The sequence below is a fragment of the Ensifer sp. 38_S197 genome, from assembly GCF_056924495.1.
Genome location: NZ_JBXOVZ010000001.1, coordinates 1249075 through 1263541 on the forward strand (window position 1 = coordinate 1249075; position 14467 = coordinate 1263541).

Annotated in this window: 15 protein-coding genes and 1 pseudogene; 6 read left to right on the forward strand and 10 right to left on the reverse strand. The window is 57.8% G+C overall.

What is annotated here, in order from left to right:
- Nucleotides 1-270: 270 nt before the first annotated feature.
- A complete protein-coding gene (locus tag AC1Z3V_RS05700; protein ID WP_483497732.1) occupies nucleotides 271-888 on the forward strand; it encodes a TetR/AcrR family transcriptional regulator in 618 nt (205 codons plus the stop codon).
- A 337-nt stretch (nucleotides 889-1225) separates the two neighbouring features.
- Here the strand turns inward: AC1Z3V_RS05700 and AC1Z3V_RS05705 are convergent, their stop codons facing one another.
- From AC1Z3V_RS05705 to AC1Z3V_RS05735, 7 genes are all read right to left on the reverse strand, one after another.
- Complete coding sequence (locus AC1Z3V_RS05705) at nucleotides 1226-2230, reverse strand: NADP-dependent oxidoreductase (protein ID WP_483497734.1); 1005 nt, start codon at nucleotides 2228-2230, stop codon at nucleotides 1226-1228.
- Nucleotides 2231-2233: 3 nt separating this feature from the next.
- Nucleotides 2234-2713, reverse strand: coding sequence for a PaaI family thioesterase (locus AC1Z3V_RS05710; RefSeq protein ID WP_483497735.1), 480 nt, complete (start codon nucleotides 2711-2713; stop codon nucleotides 2234-2236).
- A gap of 146 nt (nucleotides 2714-2859) precedes the next feature.
- Nucleotides 2860-3636: a GntR family transcriptional regulator gene (locus AC1Z3V_RS05715; RefSeq protein ID WP_483497736.1), complete on the reverse strand. Its 777-nt coding sequence runs from the start codon at nucleotides 3634-3636 to the stop codon at nucleotides 2860-2862.
- Between the two features lie 10 nt (nucleotides 3637-3646).
- Complete coding sequence (locus tag AC1Z3V_RS05720) at nucleotides 3647-4438, reverse strand: amino acid ABC transporter permease (RefSeq protein WP_483497737.1); 792 nt, start codon at nucleotides 4436-4438, stop codon at nucleotides 3647-3649.
- A complete protein-coding gene (locus tag AC1Z3V_RS05725) occupies nucleotides 4435-5082 on the reverse strand; it encodes an amino acid ABC transporter permease (RefSeq protein ID WP_483497739.1) in 648 nt (215 codons plus the stop codon). Before AC1Z3V_RS05725 ends, AC1Z3V_RS05720 begins: the two co-directional genes overlap by 4 nt.
- A 36-nt stretch (nucleotides 5083-5118) precedes the next feature.
- On the reverse strand, nucleotides 5119-5964 hold the full coding sequence (locus AC1Z3V_RS05730) for a glutamate ABC transporter substrate-binding protein (RefSeq protein WP_483497741.1): 846 nt from the start codon (nucleotides 5962-5964) through the stop codon (nucleotides 5119-5121).
- A gap of 30 nt (nucleotides 5965-5994) precedes the next feature.
- The gene (locus AC1Z3V_RS05735; protein ID WP_483497742.1) at nucleotides 5995-6780 is read right to left on the reverse strand and encodes an amino acid ABC transporter ATP-binding protein; all 786 of its coding nucleotides are present in this window, start codon (nucleotides 6778-6780) and stop codon (nucleotides 5995-5997) included.
- A gap of 69 nt (nucleotides 6781-6849) precedes the next feature.
- On the opposite strand from AC1Z3V_RS05735, the gene AC1Z3V_RS05740 reads away from it, so the two are divergent.
- On the forward strand, nucleotides 6850-7665 hold the full coding sequence (locus AC1Z3V_RS05740) for an amidohydrolase family protein (RefSeq protein WP_483497744.1): 816 nt from the start codon (nucleotides 6850-6852) through the stop codon (nucleotides 7663-7665).
- A gap of 392 nt (nucleotides 7666-8057) precedes the next feature.
- Nucleotides 8058-8209, forward strand: a pseudogene (locus AC1Z3V_RS05745) (P-type conjugative transfer protein TrbL); the annotation flags it as partial.
- Between the two features lie 167 nt (nucleotides 8210-8376).
- Here the strand turns inward: AC1Z3V_RS05745 and AC1Z3V_RS05750 are convergent.
- From AC1Z3V_RS05750 to AC1Z3V_RS05760, 3 genes are read right to left on the reverse strand one after another with little or no spacing between them, the layout of a single operon-like run.
- Nucleotides 8377-8814, reverse strand: a complete 438-nt coding sequence (locus AC1Z3V_RS05750) for a TadE/TadG family type IV pilus assembly protein (protein WP_483497745.1) — start codon at nucleotides 8812-8814, stop codon at nucleotides 8377-8379.
- Nucleotides 8811-9386 carry a TadE/TadG family type IV pilus assembly protein gene (locus AC1Z3V_RS05755; RefSeq protein WP_483497746.1) on the reverse strand — a complete coding sequence of 192 codons (576 nt, stop codon included), beginning with the start codon at nucleotides 9384-9386 and terminating at the stop codon, nucleotides 8811-8813. The genes AC1Z3V_RS05750 and AC1Z3V_RS05755 overlap by 4 nt, the downstream gene beginning before the upstream one ends.
- Nucleotides 9387-9403: 17 nt before the next feature.
- Nucleotides 9404-11341, reverse strand: a complete 1938-nt coding sequence (locus AC1Z3V_RS05760; RefSeq protein ID WP_483497747.1) for a pilus assembly protein TadG-related protein — start codon at nucleotides 11339-11341, stop codon at nucleotides 9404-9406.
- 178 nt (nucleotides 11342-11519) lie between these two features.
- Here AC1Z3V_RS05760 and AC1Z3V_RS05765 point away from each other — a divergent pair, with 178 nt between their 5' ends.
- The 3 genes from AC1Z3V_RS05765 to AC1Z3V_RS05775 all read left to right on the forward strand — a co-directional run bounded on the left by AC1Z3V_RS05765 (nucleotide 11520) and on the right by AC1Z3V_RS05775 (nucleotide 14445).
- Nucleotides 11520-11654 (forward strand): hypothetical protein, encoded by a 135-nt coding sequence (locus AC1Z3V_RS05765; protein WP_483497749.1) that lies wholly within the window; start codon nucleotides 11520-11522, stop codon nucleotides 11652-11654.
- 653 nt (nucleotides 11655-12307) lie between these two features.
- Entirely contained in the window at nucleotides 12308-14260 is a 1953-nt protein-coding gene (locus AC1Z3V_RS05770) for a methyl-accepting chemotaxis protein (RefSeq protein ID WP_483497751.1), read from the forward strand.
- The gene (locus AC1Z3V_RS05775; protein ID WP_483497753.1) at nucleotides 14260-14445 is read left to right on the forward strand and encodes a hypothetical protein; all 186 of its coding nucleotides are present in this window, start codon (nucleotides 14260-14262) and stop codon (nucleotides 14443-14445) included. The genes AC1Z3V_RS05770 and AC1Z3V_RS05775 overlap by 1 nt, the downstream gene beginning before the upstream one ends.
- The last annotated feature ends 22 nt before the right edge of the window (nucleotides 14446-14467 follow it).

Below are 14467 nucleotides of genomic sequence, written 5' to 3' on the forward strand. Positions count from 1 at the left end.
AGATGCCTTTGGTATGGCTTGGTCGCTTGAATCCCTCTACGCCGTGATAGGCAGCTGGCGTCGCCTCCGCCCAAAGGCAAGTCGTCCTGCCCGAGATGCATGATGGTACCGGCGCATGGCCTGCGAGAAGACTGCTCACATGATCGGCGTAGGTATTTTTTCTATAGCTTTCTGGGTGTACGTTGATGTAGACATAAGAAACATATGTCCTTACATAGACGGTTAAGTTGCCATTGTCAACAATGTATCCATGAGAAACTTTGAGCTACCATGCGGACCGCATCCCAACGCCCCTATCATCACGGTGATCTCCGTCGTGTAATTATTGAAACCGCTCTGGACATGCTTCGAGCGGAAAAGAACTGGCAATTTACGCTGCGCGAACTGGCCCGCCGGGCTGGCGTCAGCCACGCTGCGCCCTACAAACACTTTCCCGACAAAACTGCTCTGCTCGTTGAACTCGCCATGATTGGGTTCGATCGACTACGCGAGGCACTGGCGGAGGCGAAACCCGAAGCCCCCCAATCGCTGCTTGAGGAAATCACTCCGATATCTCTGGCATATGTCGCGTTCGGAACCGACAACCCGGCCCTATATCGCCTGATGTTCAGCGCGGAGGAGGGGCGGGCCGTAGGAATGCATCTCGATCAAAGGGCGCTCGCGGTATTCGAGGTGGTGCTGGACATGCTCGGACGCGGTCAGGCTGCTGAGACCATTCGCAAGCGGCCAGTCAGGGGACAGGCGACCGCCGCATGGGCGCTCATTCACGGCATCACCCTGCTCGCGATCGATGGACTTCTGGTGCCAGAAAAGGTCGGATCGGCGCCGCTGGAGGCCGCCATTGCCACTCTGGTGGATGGGCTGGCAATCCCTCAGCCGAACACTTAGCTGATACGAGGCCTGGGCCGCATGGCCAATCGATGTCGTGTTCCAGGCTTCGTCACAGGATCAAGCAGCTTTCGTCGAAGTGTTGATTCCGCACAGAACCCACGACATCAACCTCGCGCTCGCTATGCGGGTGCAACGTTACCAATGCCCGTGTCGAAACGTTCGCGGTTGTCTCGATGTTGATCGCCGCAACGCTCGCCATTTGAAGGCTTTCTTTGAGTTGGCCTCAGCCCCTTGACCGCAACGACCGTCAACCTACTGTGTGCTTAATGTCATCTCCGCGGACCGCAATAGACCCGACATTTCCCGCTCTTGGAAACCAGAACGGTGCCCTACCTCACCCGTCAACGGTTCGCCGGATGATCACCTTTCCCCGCGCCCGGCGAGACGCCGATCTCTCCAGCGCGGCGGGGGTGTCCTCGAACGCGAATTCGCTGTCAATGATCGGCCGCAGGGCGCCGGCTTCGATCAGCTTGCTGATTTCCGCCAGCTGGCCGCCCTCCGGGCGCATGAACAGGAAGCCGTAATCGACGCCGCGCGCTCGCGCCTTACGGCGGATGGACAAGCTGCCGAGTCTGATCAGCTGGCGGACTATCCAGTTGGCACCAATCGTTTGAGCGAAGGCGGGATCGGGCGGCCCGACGATTGAGATTAGCATGCCACCTGGTTTGAGTACGCCGAGGGACTTGATCGTCACATCGCCGCCGCGCGTATCTAACACCATGTCGTAACCACTCAGCCGCTCTTCGAACGACTCCTGGCGGTAGTCGATTACCTCGTCCGCGCCGAGGTCGCGGGCGAGCGCTACGTTGGCGGTTCCGACGGTAGTCGCGACATGGGCCCCCAGATGTTTGGCGAGTTGGATGGCCACCGTGCCGACGCCGCCCGAACCGGCATGGACGAGCACTCGCTGTCCCGCCCGCACCTTCGCGCGTTCGACCAGCACTTGCCAGGCAGTGAGCGACACTAGCGGCAGCGCCGCGGCTGCGGGCGGATCCAGGTTCGCCGGCATGGAGGCGAGGTCCGCTTGGGCGACCGCGATCCGCTCGGCAAAGGTGCCGATGCGGTCGCCGCCGACGCAGGCGAACACCCGGTCGCCAACCTGCCAACGCCGAACGCCTTCGCCGATGGCAACGACGATGCCGGCAAGATCGTGCCCAAGGATCAGCGGCATGTCATAGCGTAGGATCGCTTTGAAGGCGCCCGTGCGCAGCTTCTCGTCGAGCGGGTTGACACTGCTCGCCGCGATGTCGACCACCACCTGGCCCGGACCGGCGATCGGCTCGGGCAGGTCGTGGGGTGTCAGCGCCGCGCCGTAGCGTTCGAGGGCGTAGGCCTTCATCGGTCACCTCGCGTCGAAGCCACCGACTCGCGCGCGCGGCTCGACGTCGAAGACCAGAAGCGTCGAGGTCGCCGTCGCGCGCAGGCGCGCGTCGCCGTCGTACAGTTCGGCCTCGGCAAAGGCGCCGCGCCGCCCACAGGAGACCACCCGCCCAGTGGCGCGCACTGTTCCGCTATCGGCGCCGAGCCCGCGCAGGTAGGATATTTTCGGCTCCAGCGTCGTATGGCCGCGCCCCGGCACCAAGGTCGGATACGCGGCGATGGCGCAGGCGCTGTCGAGCAAGGTGGCGGCATAGCCGCCATGCACCGCGCCCAGCGGATTATAGACGCTGCGGTCGGATGTGCCCTCGAACACAGCTCTTCCTCGCTCGACCTCGATCAGGTGGAAGTTCAAAGTCTCACCGATGGGTGCACGACGGTCGGCGGCAAGCATCGCTTGAAGCTGGACCAGCCCGTCCGGCCTATTGTCGTTCGTCTTACTCATTAAAATGCTTCCTCATTGACAAGCATCAAGCTGTGGTGGCGCCTGAACCTAACACCTAACAAATCCTTCGGTGCTGACAAGGTGCCGAGGGCGTTGCTTTCCCGAGAACGCCCTTGCGCAATTGTCAACCTATTCGCAACCAGGGACTATGCAATATCGACGACATAGTGGAAGCGGCGCGCTTCTCCCCGTGAACGGCGCCATTCGATCGGTGTGTGCGACGGGTTCATGGCCAAGCGGTCGATTATGACCAGCAGGTCGGTAGGCGGAAGCCCAAGTACCGCCGCGTCGTCAACATCCGCGTCGGTAATCGAGATTTCTTCTTTGATGAAGCTGACGAGTTGCCCGCAATGAGCCTCATAGGCGGGATACAGGAGAGGTCCAATAGCTTCCTCCGTGAGATCGATTATGGGATTGAATAGAGTGAAAGGTAGATAAATATCCTCGACGAGTCGCGGCTTGCCGTCCCAAAACCTCAGACGCCGCAAATGGACTACCTTTTCACCCGGCGATAGCGCGAGGTGGGCAGCCAGCGAATCCGATGCCGCCTCAACCGTTCGCGACACGATCTGGCTTTCAGGGGCCAGTTCCCCCCCGCGGACATCGCGGAAATGAAAAAAGCGCAACATACTATTGTTGAAATCGGGACGCTTGACGAATGTCCCGGCCCCGTGCTTCCTATCGAGAAGCCCTTCACTCACGAGCTCCTCGATTGCCTTGCGCGCCGTTCCCGGAGCAACGTTGTATATGCGGGCAACTTCCAATTCGGCTGGCAGAGCGAAGCCGGGTTTGTACTCTCCGCTCGAGATCTTCCGCGCGATTGTCACCTTAAGTCGTCGATAGAGCGGCAAGTGTACGTCTCCATCAAGGCTGGTTGGCCCTGATTCCGCTTGCACCGATTGTTCTCGTCTTCCTGCAGCCATAGGGTCAGTCCTATCTTCTCGCCTCGATAAGCCGTGCAATGAACGACAGCGTGCAATTGATGGAGATATAGACAACGGCGACGAGTGTGTAGATAGGCAGCGAGTACTCGCCCCCAAGATACTCGACGGCGGTGCGGGCATCCCGAAGGAATTCCGTATAGCCGATCACAAAGCCGAGGGACGTTTCCTTGATCAGTACGACCATCTGGCTGACCAATGCCGGCATCATCCGGCGCACAGCCTGTGGGAGGAGAATGATCCGAAACGTTTCGCCTTCGCCGAGACCGATGGCTAGCGCCGCCTCTTCTTGCCCCTTCGGTAGCGATTGGATTCCGGCGCGGAAAATCTCGGCGATGACGGCGCTGTTATAGAGCACAATGCCGAGGACAAGGGACCAGAACGTCGAAACTTCGACCCCGACCACAGGTCCTCCCAGAAAAATGAAGAAAATCAGGAGCAGCAGCGGTAATCCGCGAAAGATTTCGATCCAGCCTTTGAGGAGGATGCGGTGCCAAGCGGTTTTGGACAGAAGACCCCATGCGAGTATTGTCCCTGCAGCGACGGAAAGGACGAGCGCGACGAAGGCTACTTTGAAGGTCGCAGCGAGCCCTGACGCCAGCAGGACGACAAGTTCCGGGTTCGCCAATGTCGTCCAGAGCGTTGCGTCGAGTTTTCCATTGCGCGCAAGAGTGCTTCCTGCCCAGATCAGGATCACCACCCCGAATGCCAAGGTTGCAAGCGTCAAAATACGGTCGCGCCTGGCGGCCCGCGGACCGGCGACATCGAAAAGAGTGTCGTTCATTTTGCAAATCTCACTTTCTGCTCGATCCGTCCCGCAATTTGACCGAGCGGGATGGTAATTGCCAGATAGAGAAGGGCAGTCCCAACGAGAACCGATATGACGGCTGAGCTTTCGCGGTTCGCCAGTTGTTCCATCGTGGATAGCGCTTCGGCCACACCGAAGGCAGAAGCCACCGCTGTGCTTTTAACGAGTGCGATAACCACGTTGATGATTGGTGGAATTGCTGCGCGCAATGCCTGCGGCAGGACAATTTCAGAAAGGATTCGAGTTGACGTCAGGCCGATCGCGCGGGCCGCCTCCGCCTGGCCGACGGGAACCGCATTGATCCCTGACCGAACCGCCTCGCAAAAGAACGCAGCATAATAGGCAATGAGTGCCAAGACGGCGAAAGCGAAATAGGGAAGCCGAACGCCGAGCTGCGGCAGGACGAAGGCTGAGAAGAAGAATACGACGGTGATCGGCGTGTTGCGCAATATTTCGACGTACACGACAGCAGCGATTCGCAACCCCGGCGCCGATGAAACCCGCATGGCCGCAAGGGCGGTTCCCGCCGGCAAGGCCACAGCGACGGATACCGCCGCCAGGCAGAGCGTTGTCACGAAACCGGCGAAAAAAACGTCGATATTATCAAGAATGGCATACATGTGGTTTCTCAGCTCCCTTCGCCGGACGAGGCCGCGTCACCGGCACTGATCGAGTTCAGGGAGTGCGCCGTCGCCCCCGAGGATTTCTGCGAGCATCTTGTCGTAAATTGCCTTGTAAGTGCCGTCGCGACCACTTTCGGTGAGCACATGTGAGACGAACTTACACATCTCGGAGTCGGACTTTGGTAGCCCGACACCCCAAGGTTCCACTGTGAAGGGTGAACCGGCCAACGCCAGCGTATCCGGGTTGCGGCTGACAAGGCCAGCCTCGATCAAGTTGGTGGTGACAACCGCATCGACCGATCCATTCTTGAGCGCCTCGACACATTTCGAGATGACGTCAAAGGGGACAACCTCGGCCTTGGGATACTTTGAGGTGAGCACGGCTTGCCCTTCGCTGCCGTTGATCACACAGGCCTTGTGTCCAGCCAGAGTGTCGGGACCTTGGATAGAAGCGGGGTTATCTTTCGTGACGAGAAGTCCCTGGCCGCCGACGATATAGGGGCCGGCAAAGTCGATCACCTTGCGGCGCTTTTCGTTCATCGCATAGGTGGCGATCACGAAATCCACCTTGCCTTGCTGGAGGAAGGGCTCGCGGTTTGCCGACGACGTCTCGAGCCAATCTATACGGTCTTCAGTAAACCCAAGTTTCCCAGCGATGAGCTTCGCGATCTCGACGTCGAATCCCACCGGCTTGCCTGACAGATTGCGCAGGCCGAAAAGCGGCTGATCAAACTTCACGCCGATGCGGATGCGATCCGCTCGCATAAGTTTTTCGACGCTCGAACCCGGCTTGACCGCAAAGGTCGACTTTTCGGCCTGTGCTTGAGCGGCAGAAAAAGCCCAGCTCAGCGCCAGGGCGGTTGCGATAATAGCTTTCATCATATCCTCCCAGATGGATAGTTGTTTCCGTCAGTGTTGCAGTACTTTCGATAGGAAATCTCGTGCACGAGCACTCTTCGGCGCAGCGAAGAAGTCCTCCGGCGATCCTTGTTCGACGATTTGACCGGCATCCATGAAGACGACCCGGTCGGCCGCTGATCGGGCAAAACCCATCTCATGGGTCACCACGACCATCGTCATGCCCCGTTCAGCCAAATCGCGCATAATATCGAGCACGCCGCTAACCATTTCTGGATCCAGCGCCGAAGTTGGCTCATCGAATAGGATGATCTTCGGACGCATCGCCAATGCGCGTGCGATTGCGGCGCGCTGTTGTTGTCCGCCGGAAAGCTGCGCCGGCATCTTTGCGGCCTGCTCTTCCACGCCGACAGAGGCAAGAAATTCCATCGCATCCCGTTCGGCCTGCGCACGAGGCACACCCCTCACTCGGATCGGACCGAGCGTCACGTTTTCGAGCACAGTTTTGTGGGCGAACAGGTTGAAGGACTGGAACACCATGCCGACGTCAGCCCTCATAGCGGCCAGCGCTTCGCCTTCTTGGGGCAGTGGACGACCTTCAATGAGGATCTGGCCACTGTCGATCGATTCAAGCCGATTGAGTGTTCGGCAGAGCGTAGACTTCCCCGAACCCGAAGGTCCGATGATGACCACGACCTCCCCGAGAGCAATGTCGAGGCTCACATCTCGCAACGCATGATGCGCTCCGAAGTACTTGTTGATCCGATCCACACGAACCGCCGGCAGATCGGACAGCGCCGAGTTCGCCGCACCGTCTTTTGAAAATGAAACCTGCACTTGCGCCTCCTTCGCAACTTCGATACATATAGTCTTATATAACTCTATAAGACATGGCAAGAGGCTATGATGACACTTGAGAAAATCAGCAGCCCGTTCGTGGCGGACACCGTGGATTGCCACGTCCACATCTTCACTCGTGACCTGACGCTCTCGCCATCCCGCCGCTACCAACCTGACTATGAGGCCACGCCGGAAGCACTGATCGAAACATTGACGGAGCATGGCCTTGGTAAGGCGTTGATTGTGCAACCAAGCTTTCTCGGCACTGACAATACCTACCTCCTCGATGCTCTTGCTCGCTATCCCAACCGGTTTCGTGGCGTCGCTGTCATCGATCCTTCTGTCGATCGGGAAACGATGCAACATCTCGCAGAGGGTGGTATCGTCGGCGTTCGCCTTAACGCGATCGGCCGCCTGGCACCGGACCTTGAGTCGGCCACCTACCGCAAGTTCGCGCGCCTTCTCGCGGACCTTGATCTGTTTCTGGAAATTCAGGCGGAGGGCAACCAGTGGAACGACATGGCATCCAGGCTTTCCGATTTACCGTGTGAGCTCGTCATCGATCATTTTGGCCGGACTCCGGTCACACATGGCAGCGGTGGGTTTGACGCCCTCTTGGACGTCGCCCGACGGAAAGATGTTTGGTTCAAGTTTTCCGCTCCCTACCGTTTCGGCAGTCAGGCAGGGAAAGATTGCGCGGCCATCCTGGTCGACACCGTCGGAACAGAGAGGGTCATTTGGGGAAGCGATTGGCCTTGGACTCAATTTGAAGGCCGACACACCTACGCTGACTGCCTGAGCTGGCTTTCCGATTGGGTCGGAGCAGGTAACGTCCAAAACATCTTAGCCAAAAACGCAGCGAGATTATTGCGCCTCGTATGAATGTTGAATCCATGCCGATTTTCCGGTCGCCCTTGCCCAATTTGAACCCAAATTGCGGAGGTGAGATAGGTGGCTGCAAGAGTTGACACGACGATTTCCGCATCTCGGGGTGAATTGAGCGTGGTCCATTTATATGTGCACGCCCCAGCGGCCGTCTCGATTGTATGACGTGGCGGGGCTATGGCGCACCTCGTTATCGGAATCGACCAGACCGTTCTTAGGAACACGCTCACACATTTGCCGTACCGGCCACAACCGGCAACATCGTACGCAAATAGGGCTTTGCCCACCAAGGTCGGTTTGCTGCCAACTATCGGGCCCGGTTTGCGGAACTTCCATCTTTTGAGCTTCGATCGGCCAAGACTTTAAGGGATAAGGAACGGCCGATCATCAACAGCCTCTATCAGATCGGCGTCGGGTCCGCCTCGCCAGCCAATATATTCGACGTAGGTATCCGCGTCGCGTCAAAGATGTTGAGCAGGCGAAATTCGGTTTGTGGGAGGACAATGGGCTGGCGATAGCCGGCTTCTTTGCCATGGTCCTCGCCCGGAGGACAAGTTGCGAATTGCACAATCCCCTTGTGGCGGCACCGTTGTAAATGATACATGCGCCTCTGAATGCGCGCATCCTAGGAACGCCCGCCATTCATCCACGGCAGATCAAACCGTTGAGACGCGCATCGTGGTACCGATGCACCGTTCGGCGACAGATTCAGTAGTTGGTGTAACATGCTTCGGCTTCCAGCTGAGTGCCGCCCGCTAGGGACATTAGGAGATTTGGCACGACGGTTGTGAACTGATATTCGATCCTTGCCTTCGAAAGACCCTCCAGGCCGTTGCAACTGGCATTCCGATCGAGTGTGATCGCGGTCGGGTCAATTTGGATCAGCCACCCCGCCGCTTTGGCCTTCGCAAAAGCGCTAGCGTTTTCCGAGCTGTAGGTTCCCCCGTCTTCGCACTCTAGCTGTGGGATGCCCATGCAGCGGGCCGTAGCGATTGCTGTCTCGTGAAGAGCGTGGGTCGTCCAGAACAATCGAGCGAATTCAATCATACCGAACAGCAACAAGAAAAAGACCGGCGCGACCAACGCGAACTCAACGGCGCTGGCGCCGGAACGGTCACGAACGTACCTGCTAATGGAATGCCTCATTTCGTCTGCACCATTGCGTTGGCAGCAATGAAGCCGTCCTGAACAACATCGAACATCTTGAAGAACGGCGTGTATGCCTGCGTGGCTGTCACGGCAACATATCGCCCGGCACGTCCGCCGTCAGGACAAGACGAGTTGCATGTGAATTGCGCGCCCCACTCAAGAGATGCCGCATTCCCCTTTGGACAATAGCAGGCATTAGCCTGAGCGGGCACGCCGCCGATCTTGATCTTCGTTCCGTCGTAGCTGGCCTGCGGACCATTGTTGATCTGAATGACCGCGGTAGCATCGCCGCGATAATTGCTGGCGATCATAAGGGCCAGATTCTTGGCTAGCTCGCTGCCATTGCTGCCATCGACCTGGTCTGAATGCGCGATGGCATAGCTGGCGCTCGCCGAGACGGCCCCCTCCAGCTGAAATCGCGAGAACACCAGCATTCCCAGATCGACGCTTGCCACGAACACGAGAGCGAAAATGGGAACCACCAAGGCAAATTCGATTGCGGCATTGCCCGTTGTATCCCTCAAAACATTGATAGCATGGCCGATGCCGGCGCGTCCTCGCAGGATCATTATTCTCAGGGACTTCCTCATTGGACCAAGGCCACCTTGCCGGTTCCACTCAGTTGCGTACATTCGGACATCGCCTGGGAACCGCCGGACAACGAAATGCTTGTGCCGATCAATTGCAGGCAGCCGTTGCCTGCATCTCCAAGCTGGCCGCCCCCTCCAAAATCGATCATGCCGTGTGGAAAATAGAACGCGCCCGAGATTTTCGCCCTGCCGCCAGAGGTGATCTCAGCGCCTGTCGTGTTCTTGGAAGACTGCGGACCGATAACCGCCAATTCCGCATAGGGGCCGGATTTCGGGGCGTTGAGCGTGATGGCGTTACCGCCAGTCAGGCAGAATGACTTTCCGCCACATTCCCAATCGGAAGGTGTTTCGATACCTGACAGGACGATGGTGACGTCCTTGCCGGAGACCGCGACGTTGTCGCTGCATGCGGAGCCGCCGGTATTGGCCGAGAAATACCCGTCAACGGTATAGGTACCAGCGCCAAGTCGGGCGCCACCTGCCAGATTGACGTTTCCGGATATGTCATGCTCGGCGCTTGCGGGGATGGTGATGCAGCTACCGCCACCACCGCCGTTCATATCGCCGTTCAAGCGGAAGACGCCCTTGCCGGTGCTGGCGTCGGCCATGAACGTAATGGAGCCGCCGTCAAGCCCGATGGCGTTATCGCCGCTGGATTTCCCGATGGTGTAGCTGTTGGACGTACCGGCCCCGAGTTTGAGTGTAGCGCCGGCACCCGTGTAGAAACCTGCGTCGAACACGAAGGTGCTTGGTCCATCAATGGTAACCTTGCCCGACGCACAGAGGCTATAGCGCGCATCGCCGCATTTCTCGCCTCCCATGCCAAAATGGAACGAACCAGCTCCGAACGTCAGGTTCGCACCGTAGACCCCGTCCTTAACGTTGAAAGTGCCGTCGCCGAATTCCAGCTTCGTGCCGAAGTCGTTCTGAATCCTGCCCGAGAAGTTATAGACCGTCGATTTGCTTCCAGAGATGTTGAACTTCACCTGCACGTTGCCGTGGACCAGCAGAGAACCGATGCTGATCTTTGAACCCGTGCAGCTCACATCCCACTTGTCCATCCAGTACTGATTGTAGTTGGCCGGGTCGTAGCTGCATCCAATCGACTTTAGGGCGGCGGCAGTGTCCGGGGGTGAGGTGTTGCCACCGAATTCGATGTCCTTGCCTTTGGTGACCGAAGCTTCGGCCGGCCAGGACGCCTTCCTAATTATGTCGAGGCGAGCATTGAGTTCCGCCACACCTGCGTGGTTTTCCAAAGGATCGGAAGTGTACTGCTTGTTGACGGGAGCTTCGCTGCCGTCACCTTTCACAATGTTCGCGGTCCACGGACAGGGCTGCGAAGAACCATCAAAGTAAGTGGCGCTCTCGGCTGTGATCTTGGTCCCACAAGGAGCGATCAAGTCGGAGTTGGAAGCCACATAGCAATTTGGCGCACCGACCTGAACACCGCCTGAAAGCTTCACGCCCGAACCCGATTTGTCGAGTGCGATGATGCAGGCACTTTCGGCGACACCAAACGACGAATAGGCCGCCGCCGCCACGTCAAGCTGAGGTTTCACGCCAAGGACCGGCGCCAGAAATAAAGTGTTCGTCGTCTTGACTTCCACATGCACAGCCTGAAGCCGAGCGTCCTTTGGCGAAGAGGTGAGTGAGACAGCGACATTCGTGGGGTCCACCCCGTTGAGCTTCGCGACATGAAGCGCAGCGGATTTCATTCGGTCCTGCGAATTCGTGTCGCTGTAGGCGAGCGCTCCCGCGTAAGATGCCAGATCAGCGGCGCGCTGGTTTTCGTCGCGCACCAGCAATCCGTAACCATATTCAACGGACAGTGCAGCAAAACCAATGATAATGGGCAGACATATCGCCGCCATGATTGCTATGCCGCCATGGCGATCGGCGCTCCACCGCAAAATTAGATGATGAAAGGTTTTCATGGTCCAAGCTCTCCTTGGGAGCCAACGCTCGATAAGATGGATGTGGTGTATGGGGATCGCGCAGCGTCAGAGGATCAGCGCTGCTAATTGAAATGCGCGCTCGGGCGATCGGAGCGACACGAGCTGGAACTTTGCATCGCTCGGAACTCGAATACTTCGCCCTGGAAGCGGATAGCGCGTGACCGAACAGGAAGAGTGGCTCGACATTCGCGACCTCAGAGGCAATGGGCTGAAACGGCGATTGGGCACGTGCCTCAATCACATCGAAACCCGTCGTCATGCCGGCCTGGCGTTCAATCACCCTCTCGATTGACCCCAAATTTGGAATGCTCAGTTAATGGACCATTAACCGGGCCGGGTCTGTGTTGCGGTTCTCAACTTTGCTTCGCCAATCGGATGCCAGAAACTAATTTCGGACAGACGGAACTATTCTAATTCACTCCGTATACCACCGAAGCGAGCGGAGCCCGCCGCACTCTATCGCCCACGCAGTCCGGCACACGAACCTATCAGCGTGCCAGCCACTAAGCTCTGAGAAGAACAACTTGCCAGTCAATGTATCAGGTAGCGGCGACTGATCTGTTCTCTATTGCAAAAGTGATGCTGACGACGGCCACATTCAGTCATCCACATTCCAACCATCGGATAGATTGATATCCGCTTTTCGCCAACGTGTCCGTTTTGCGGGGTCAAGAGATAGCGCTTCGGTGAAGTCAAGTCTTTGTTAACCTTCCCGGACGAGTGGTCGGAGGTGTCCTCGCGCAATCCTCTCTTTGATGCAAGCCGAATATCACTGTCCGCAATATGGAACACAAGTTCTTTGGAAGTCGGATCAGTTCAGCATCAAGATTTTGAGTGAGAACAATGAAACGACGAAGTGAAATGTCCCTGGCCGGCGTCATCCTAAGCATCCCCCAAACGTTCGCGCCGTATTTCCTCACATAACTCATCTCCGGGAGCATATACATGAAACGCACTCTTTTAACCTTCGGAATCGGAACGCGATTGGGAATCGGCTTTGGCTTTCTGCTCCTGTTGATGTTGGGGCTGACGCAATATTCGGTCACGCAGGTCAACGCTATCAACAGCAATCTCGGCCAGATCAATGACGTCAATAGTGTCAAGCAGCGCTTCGCAATCAACTACCGTGGTAGCGTCCATGACCGGGCGATTGCGATCCGGGATGTTACGCTGGTCGAAACGATGACAGATCGGCAGGCGGCCGTAGACCTCATTGCGAAACTGGCCAATGCCTACGCTGTCAACGAAAAGAAGATGGCGGAGATGGTATTCTCTCCTGCAGGCGCTTCGGCTGAAGAAAGGGCGATCCTTGCCGAAATCGCCGATATTCAGGCGAAGACCAATCCACTCGTCGCCCAGATCATCGATCTGCAGGCAAAAGGCGAGGCGGCACAAGCGAAGAAAATCCTGCTTGAACAGGCAAGGCCGCTGTTCGTCGCCTGGCTGGGGGCGATCAACAAGTTCATCGACTACCAGGAGGCTCTGAACCAGACGGTCGGCGGGCAGGTTCGTCAATCCGCCAGTGGTTTCCAGACATTGGCGTTCGGCTCGCTGGCGGCTGCCATCATCTTGGCGATCGCCGCAGCCTTTCTGGCCAGCCGTTCGATCACGAGGCCCATCGCCAAACTGCAGTCTGCTCTTCACCATATGGTAGGCGGAGAAGGCAGCGAAGTTGATGGGAGCCTCGATACGCGCCGCGACGAAATTGGCGATCTTGCGCGCGCTGTCGGCGCCGTCCGCGATTCGCTCAACGAACAGGCAGTACGGCGGGCTGATAGTGAAGGGAGACGTGCCGCTGCAGAACGCGAACAACTCGAACGCGCTGGTAGGGAGCGCGAGGCCGCAGCGGCAGAAACCAACGATGCCGTCGCACAACTTGGTCAGGCGCTCGAAGCCATGGCTGATGGCAATCTCGCTTTCCGCCTTGCTCGGTCATTCGGCCCGGCCTTGGACGCGCTACGTGTGAATTTCAACAATTCCGCCGACAAGCTGCAATCGACACTGAAGGCCATCGGCGGCAATGCGTTTTCGATTGACGCCGGGGCCGCCGAAATCAGCACGGCAGCCAACGATCTGGCTCGCCGTACCGAGCAGCAGGCGGCCTCGCTCGAAGAAACCGCAGCCGCGCTCGACGAGATCACGGCAACCGTCAACAACTCAACTGCGCGTGCCGAGGAAGCCCGCACCGTTGTTGCCAAGACGCGGGAGAATGCCGAGCGATCCGGCGACGTGGTTAAGCGCGCCGTCTATGCGATGGGACAGATCGAGAAGTCTTCGAGTGAGATCAACAGCATCATCAGTGTCATCGATGAAATCGCCTTCCAGACGAATCTGTTGGCGCTCAATGCCGGCGTCGAAGCGGCTCGTGCAGGCGAAGCCGGCAAGGGTTTTGCTGTTGTAGCCCAGGAGGTGCGGGAATTGGCCCAGCGTTCCGCAACAGCCGCCAAGGAAATCAAACAGTTGATAAATACCTCTGCCGAGCAGGTGCGCTCCGGTGTAGCGCTAGTCGACGAAACGGGAGAGGCATTAACGGAGATCGTTCTGGAGGTGCAGGAGATCAATCGCCACGTCGATTCGATCGTGGAATCGGCAAAAGAACAATCTACAGCGCTGCGGGAAATCAACATCGCTGTCAATGCGATGGATCAGTCGACACAGCAAAACGCCGCCATGGTCGAGGAGACGTCGGCGGCCGGGCAAAATCTGGCATCAGCAGCAACGGCACTTTCGGCGCAGCTTGCCAAATTCCGTTTCGACGGAGCCGAGGTCGCCTTGATCCGCTCGACCATTCCGACGTCCCTGCCAAGGCCATCAGTGCCTTCAAATATGATTCAGAAAATCTCAGCGGCGTTTGGCGGCAGAACCGCGTCCGCCACGCAGCAATGGGAGGAGTTCTAATGAGCAATGTTATTGCATTCCCTCGGGGCTATGCCGGCAACCCTTCGAAATTGAGCGAACGCGATTTTGTATTTGAAACGGAGGCCATGAAAACGGCGCTTAAGCAAATCCAGGACGTGTTCGCCAAGCTAGCAATCATTCAGGATGAGTTGGGCAGGACGAAGGCATCTGTTCCTGCATCGTAGCGGCCAACCTAACGCCTTGCAA

Excerpts from the sequence above, each read along its gene's own strand:
- AC1Z3V_RS05730 (WP_483497741.1), bottom strand. The coding sequence starts at position 5,964 with ATGAAAGCTATTATCGCAACCGCCCTGGCGCTGAGCTGGGCTTTTTCT.
- AC1Z3V_RS05760 (WP_483497747.1), bottom strand. The coding sequence starts at position 11,341 with ATGAAAACCTTTCATCATCTAATTTTGCGGTGGAGCGCCGATCGCCAT.
- AC1Z3V_RS05715 (WP_483497736.1), bottom strand. The coding sequence starts at position 3,636 with ATGGCTGCAGGAAGACGAGAACAATCGGTGCAAGCGGAATCAGGGCCA.
- AC1Z3V_RS05775 (WP_483497753.1), top strand. The coding sequence starts at position 14,260 with ATGAGCAATGTTATTGCATTCCCTCGGGGCTATGCCGGCAACCCTTCG.
- AC1Z3V_RS05700 (WP_483497732.1), top strand. The coding sequence starts at position 271 with ATGCGGACCGCATCCCAACGCCCCTATCATCACGGTGATCTCCGTCGT.
- AC1Z3V_RS05720 (WP_483497737.1), bottom strand. The coding sequence starts at position 4,438 with ATGAACGACACTCTTTTCGATGTCGCCGGTCCGCGGGCCGCCAGGCGC.
- AC1Z3V_RS05750 (WP_483497745.1), bottom strand. The coding sequence starts at position 8,814 with ATGAGGCATTCCATTAGCAGGTACGTTCGTGACCGTTCCGGCGCCAGC.
- AC1Z3V_RS05710 (WP_483497735.1), bottom strand. The coding sequence starts at position 2,713 with ATGAGTAAGACGAACGACAATAGGCCGGACGGGCTGGTCCAGCTTCAA.
- AC1Z3V_RS05725 (WP_483497739.1), bottom strand. The coding sequence starts at position 5,082 with ATGTATGCCATTCTTGATAATATCGACGTTTTTTTCGCCGGTTTCGTG.
- AC1Z3V_RS05770 (WP_483497751.1), top strand. The coding sequence starts at position 12,308 with ATGAAACGCACTCTTTTAACCTTCGGAATCGGAACGCGATTGGGAATC.
- AC1Z3V_RS05705 (WP_483497734.1), bottom strand. The coding sequence starts at position 2,230 with ATGAAGGCCTACGCCCTCGAACGCTACGGCGCGGCGCTGACACCCCAC.
- AC1Z3V_RS05755 (WP_483497746.1), bottom strand. The coding sequence starts at position 9,386 with ATGATCCTGCGAGGACGCGCCGGCATCGGCCATGCTATCAATGTTTTG.
- AC1Z3V_RS05740 (WP_483497744.1), top strand. The coding sequence starts at position 6,850 with ATGACACTTGAGAAAATCAGCAGCCCGTTCGTGGCGGACACCGTGGAT.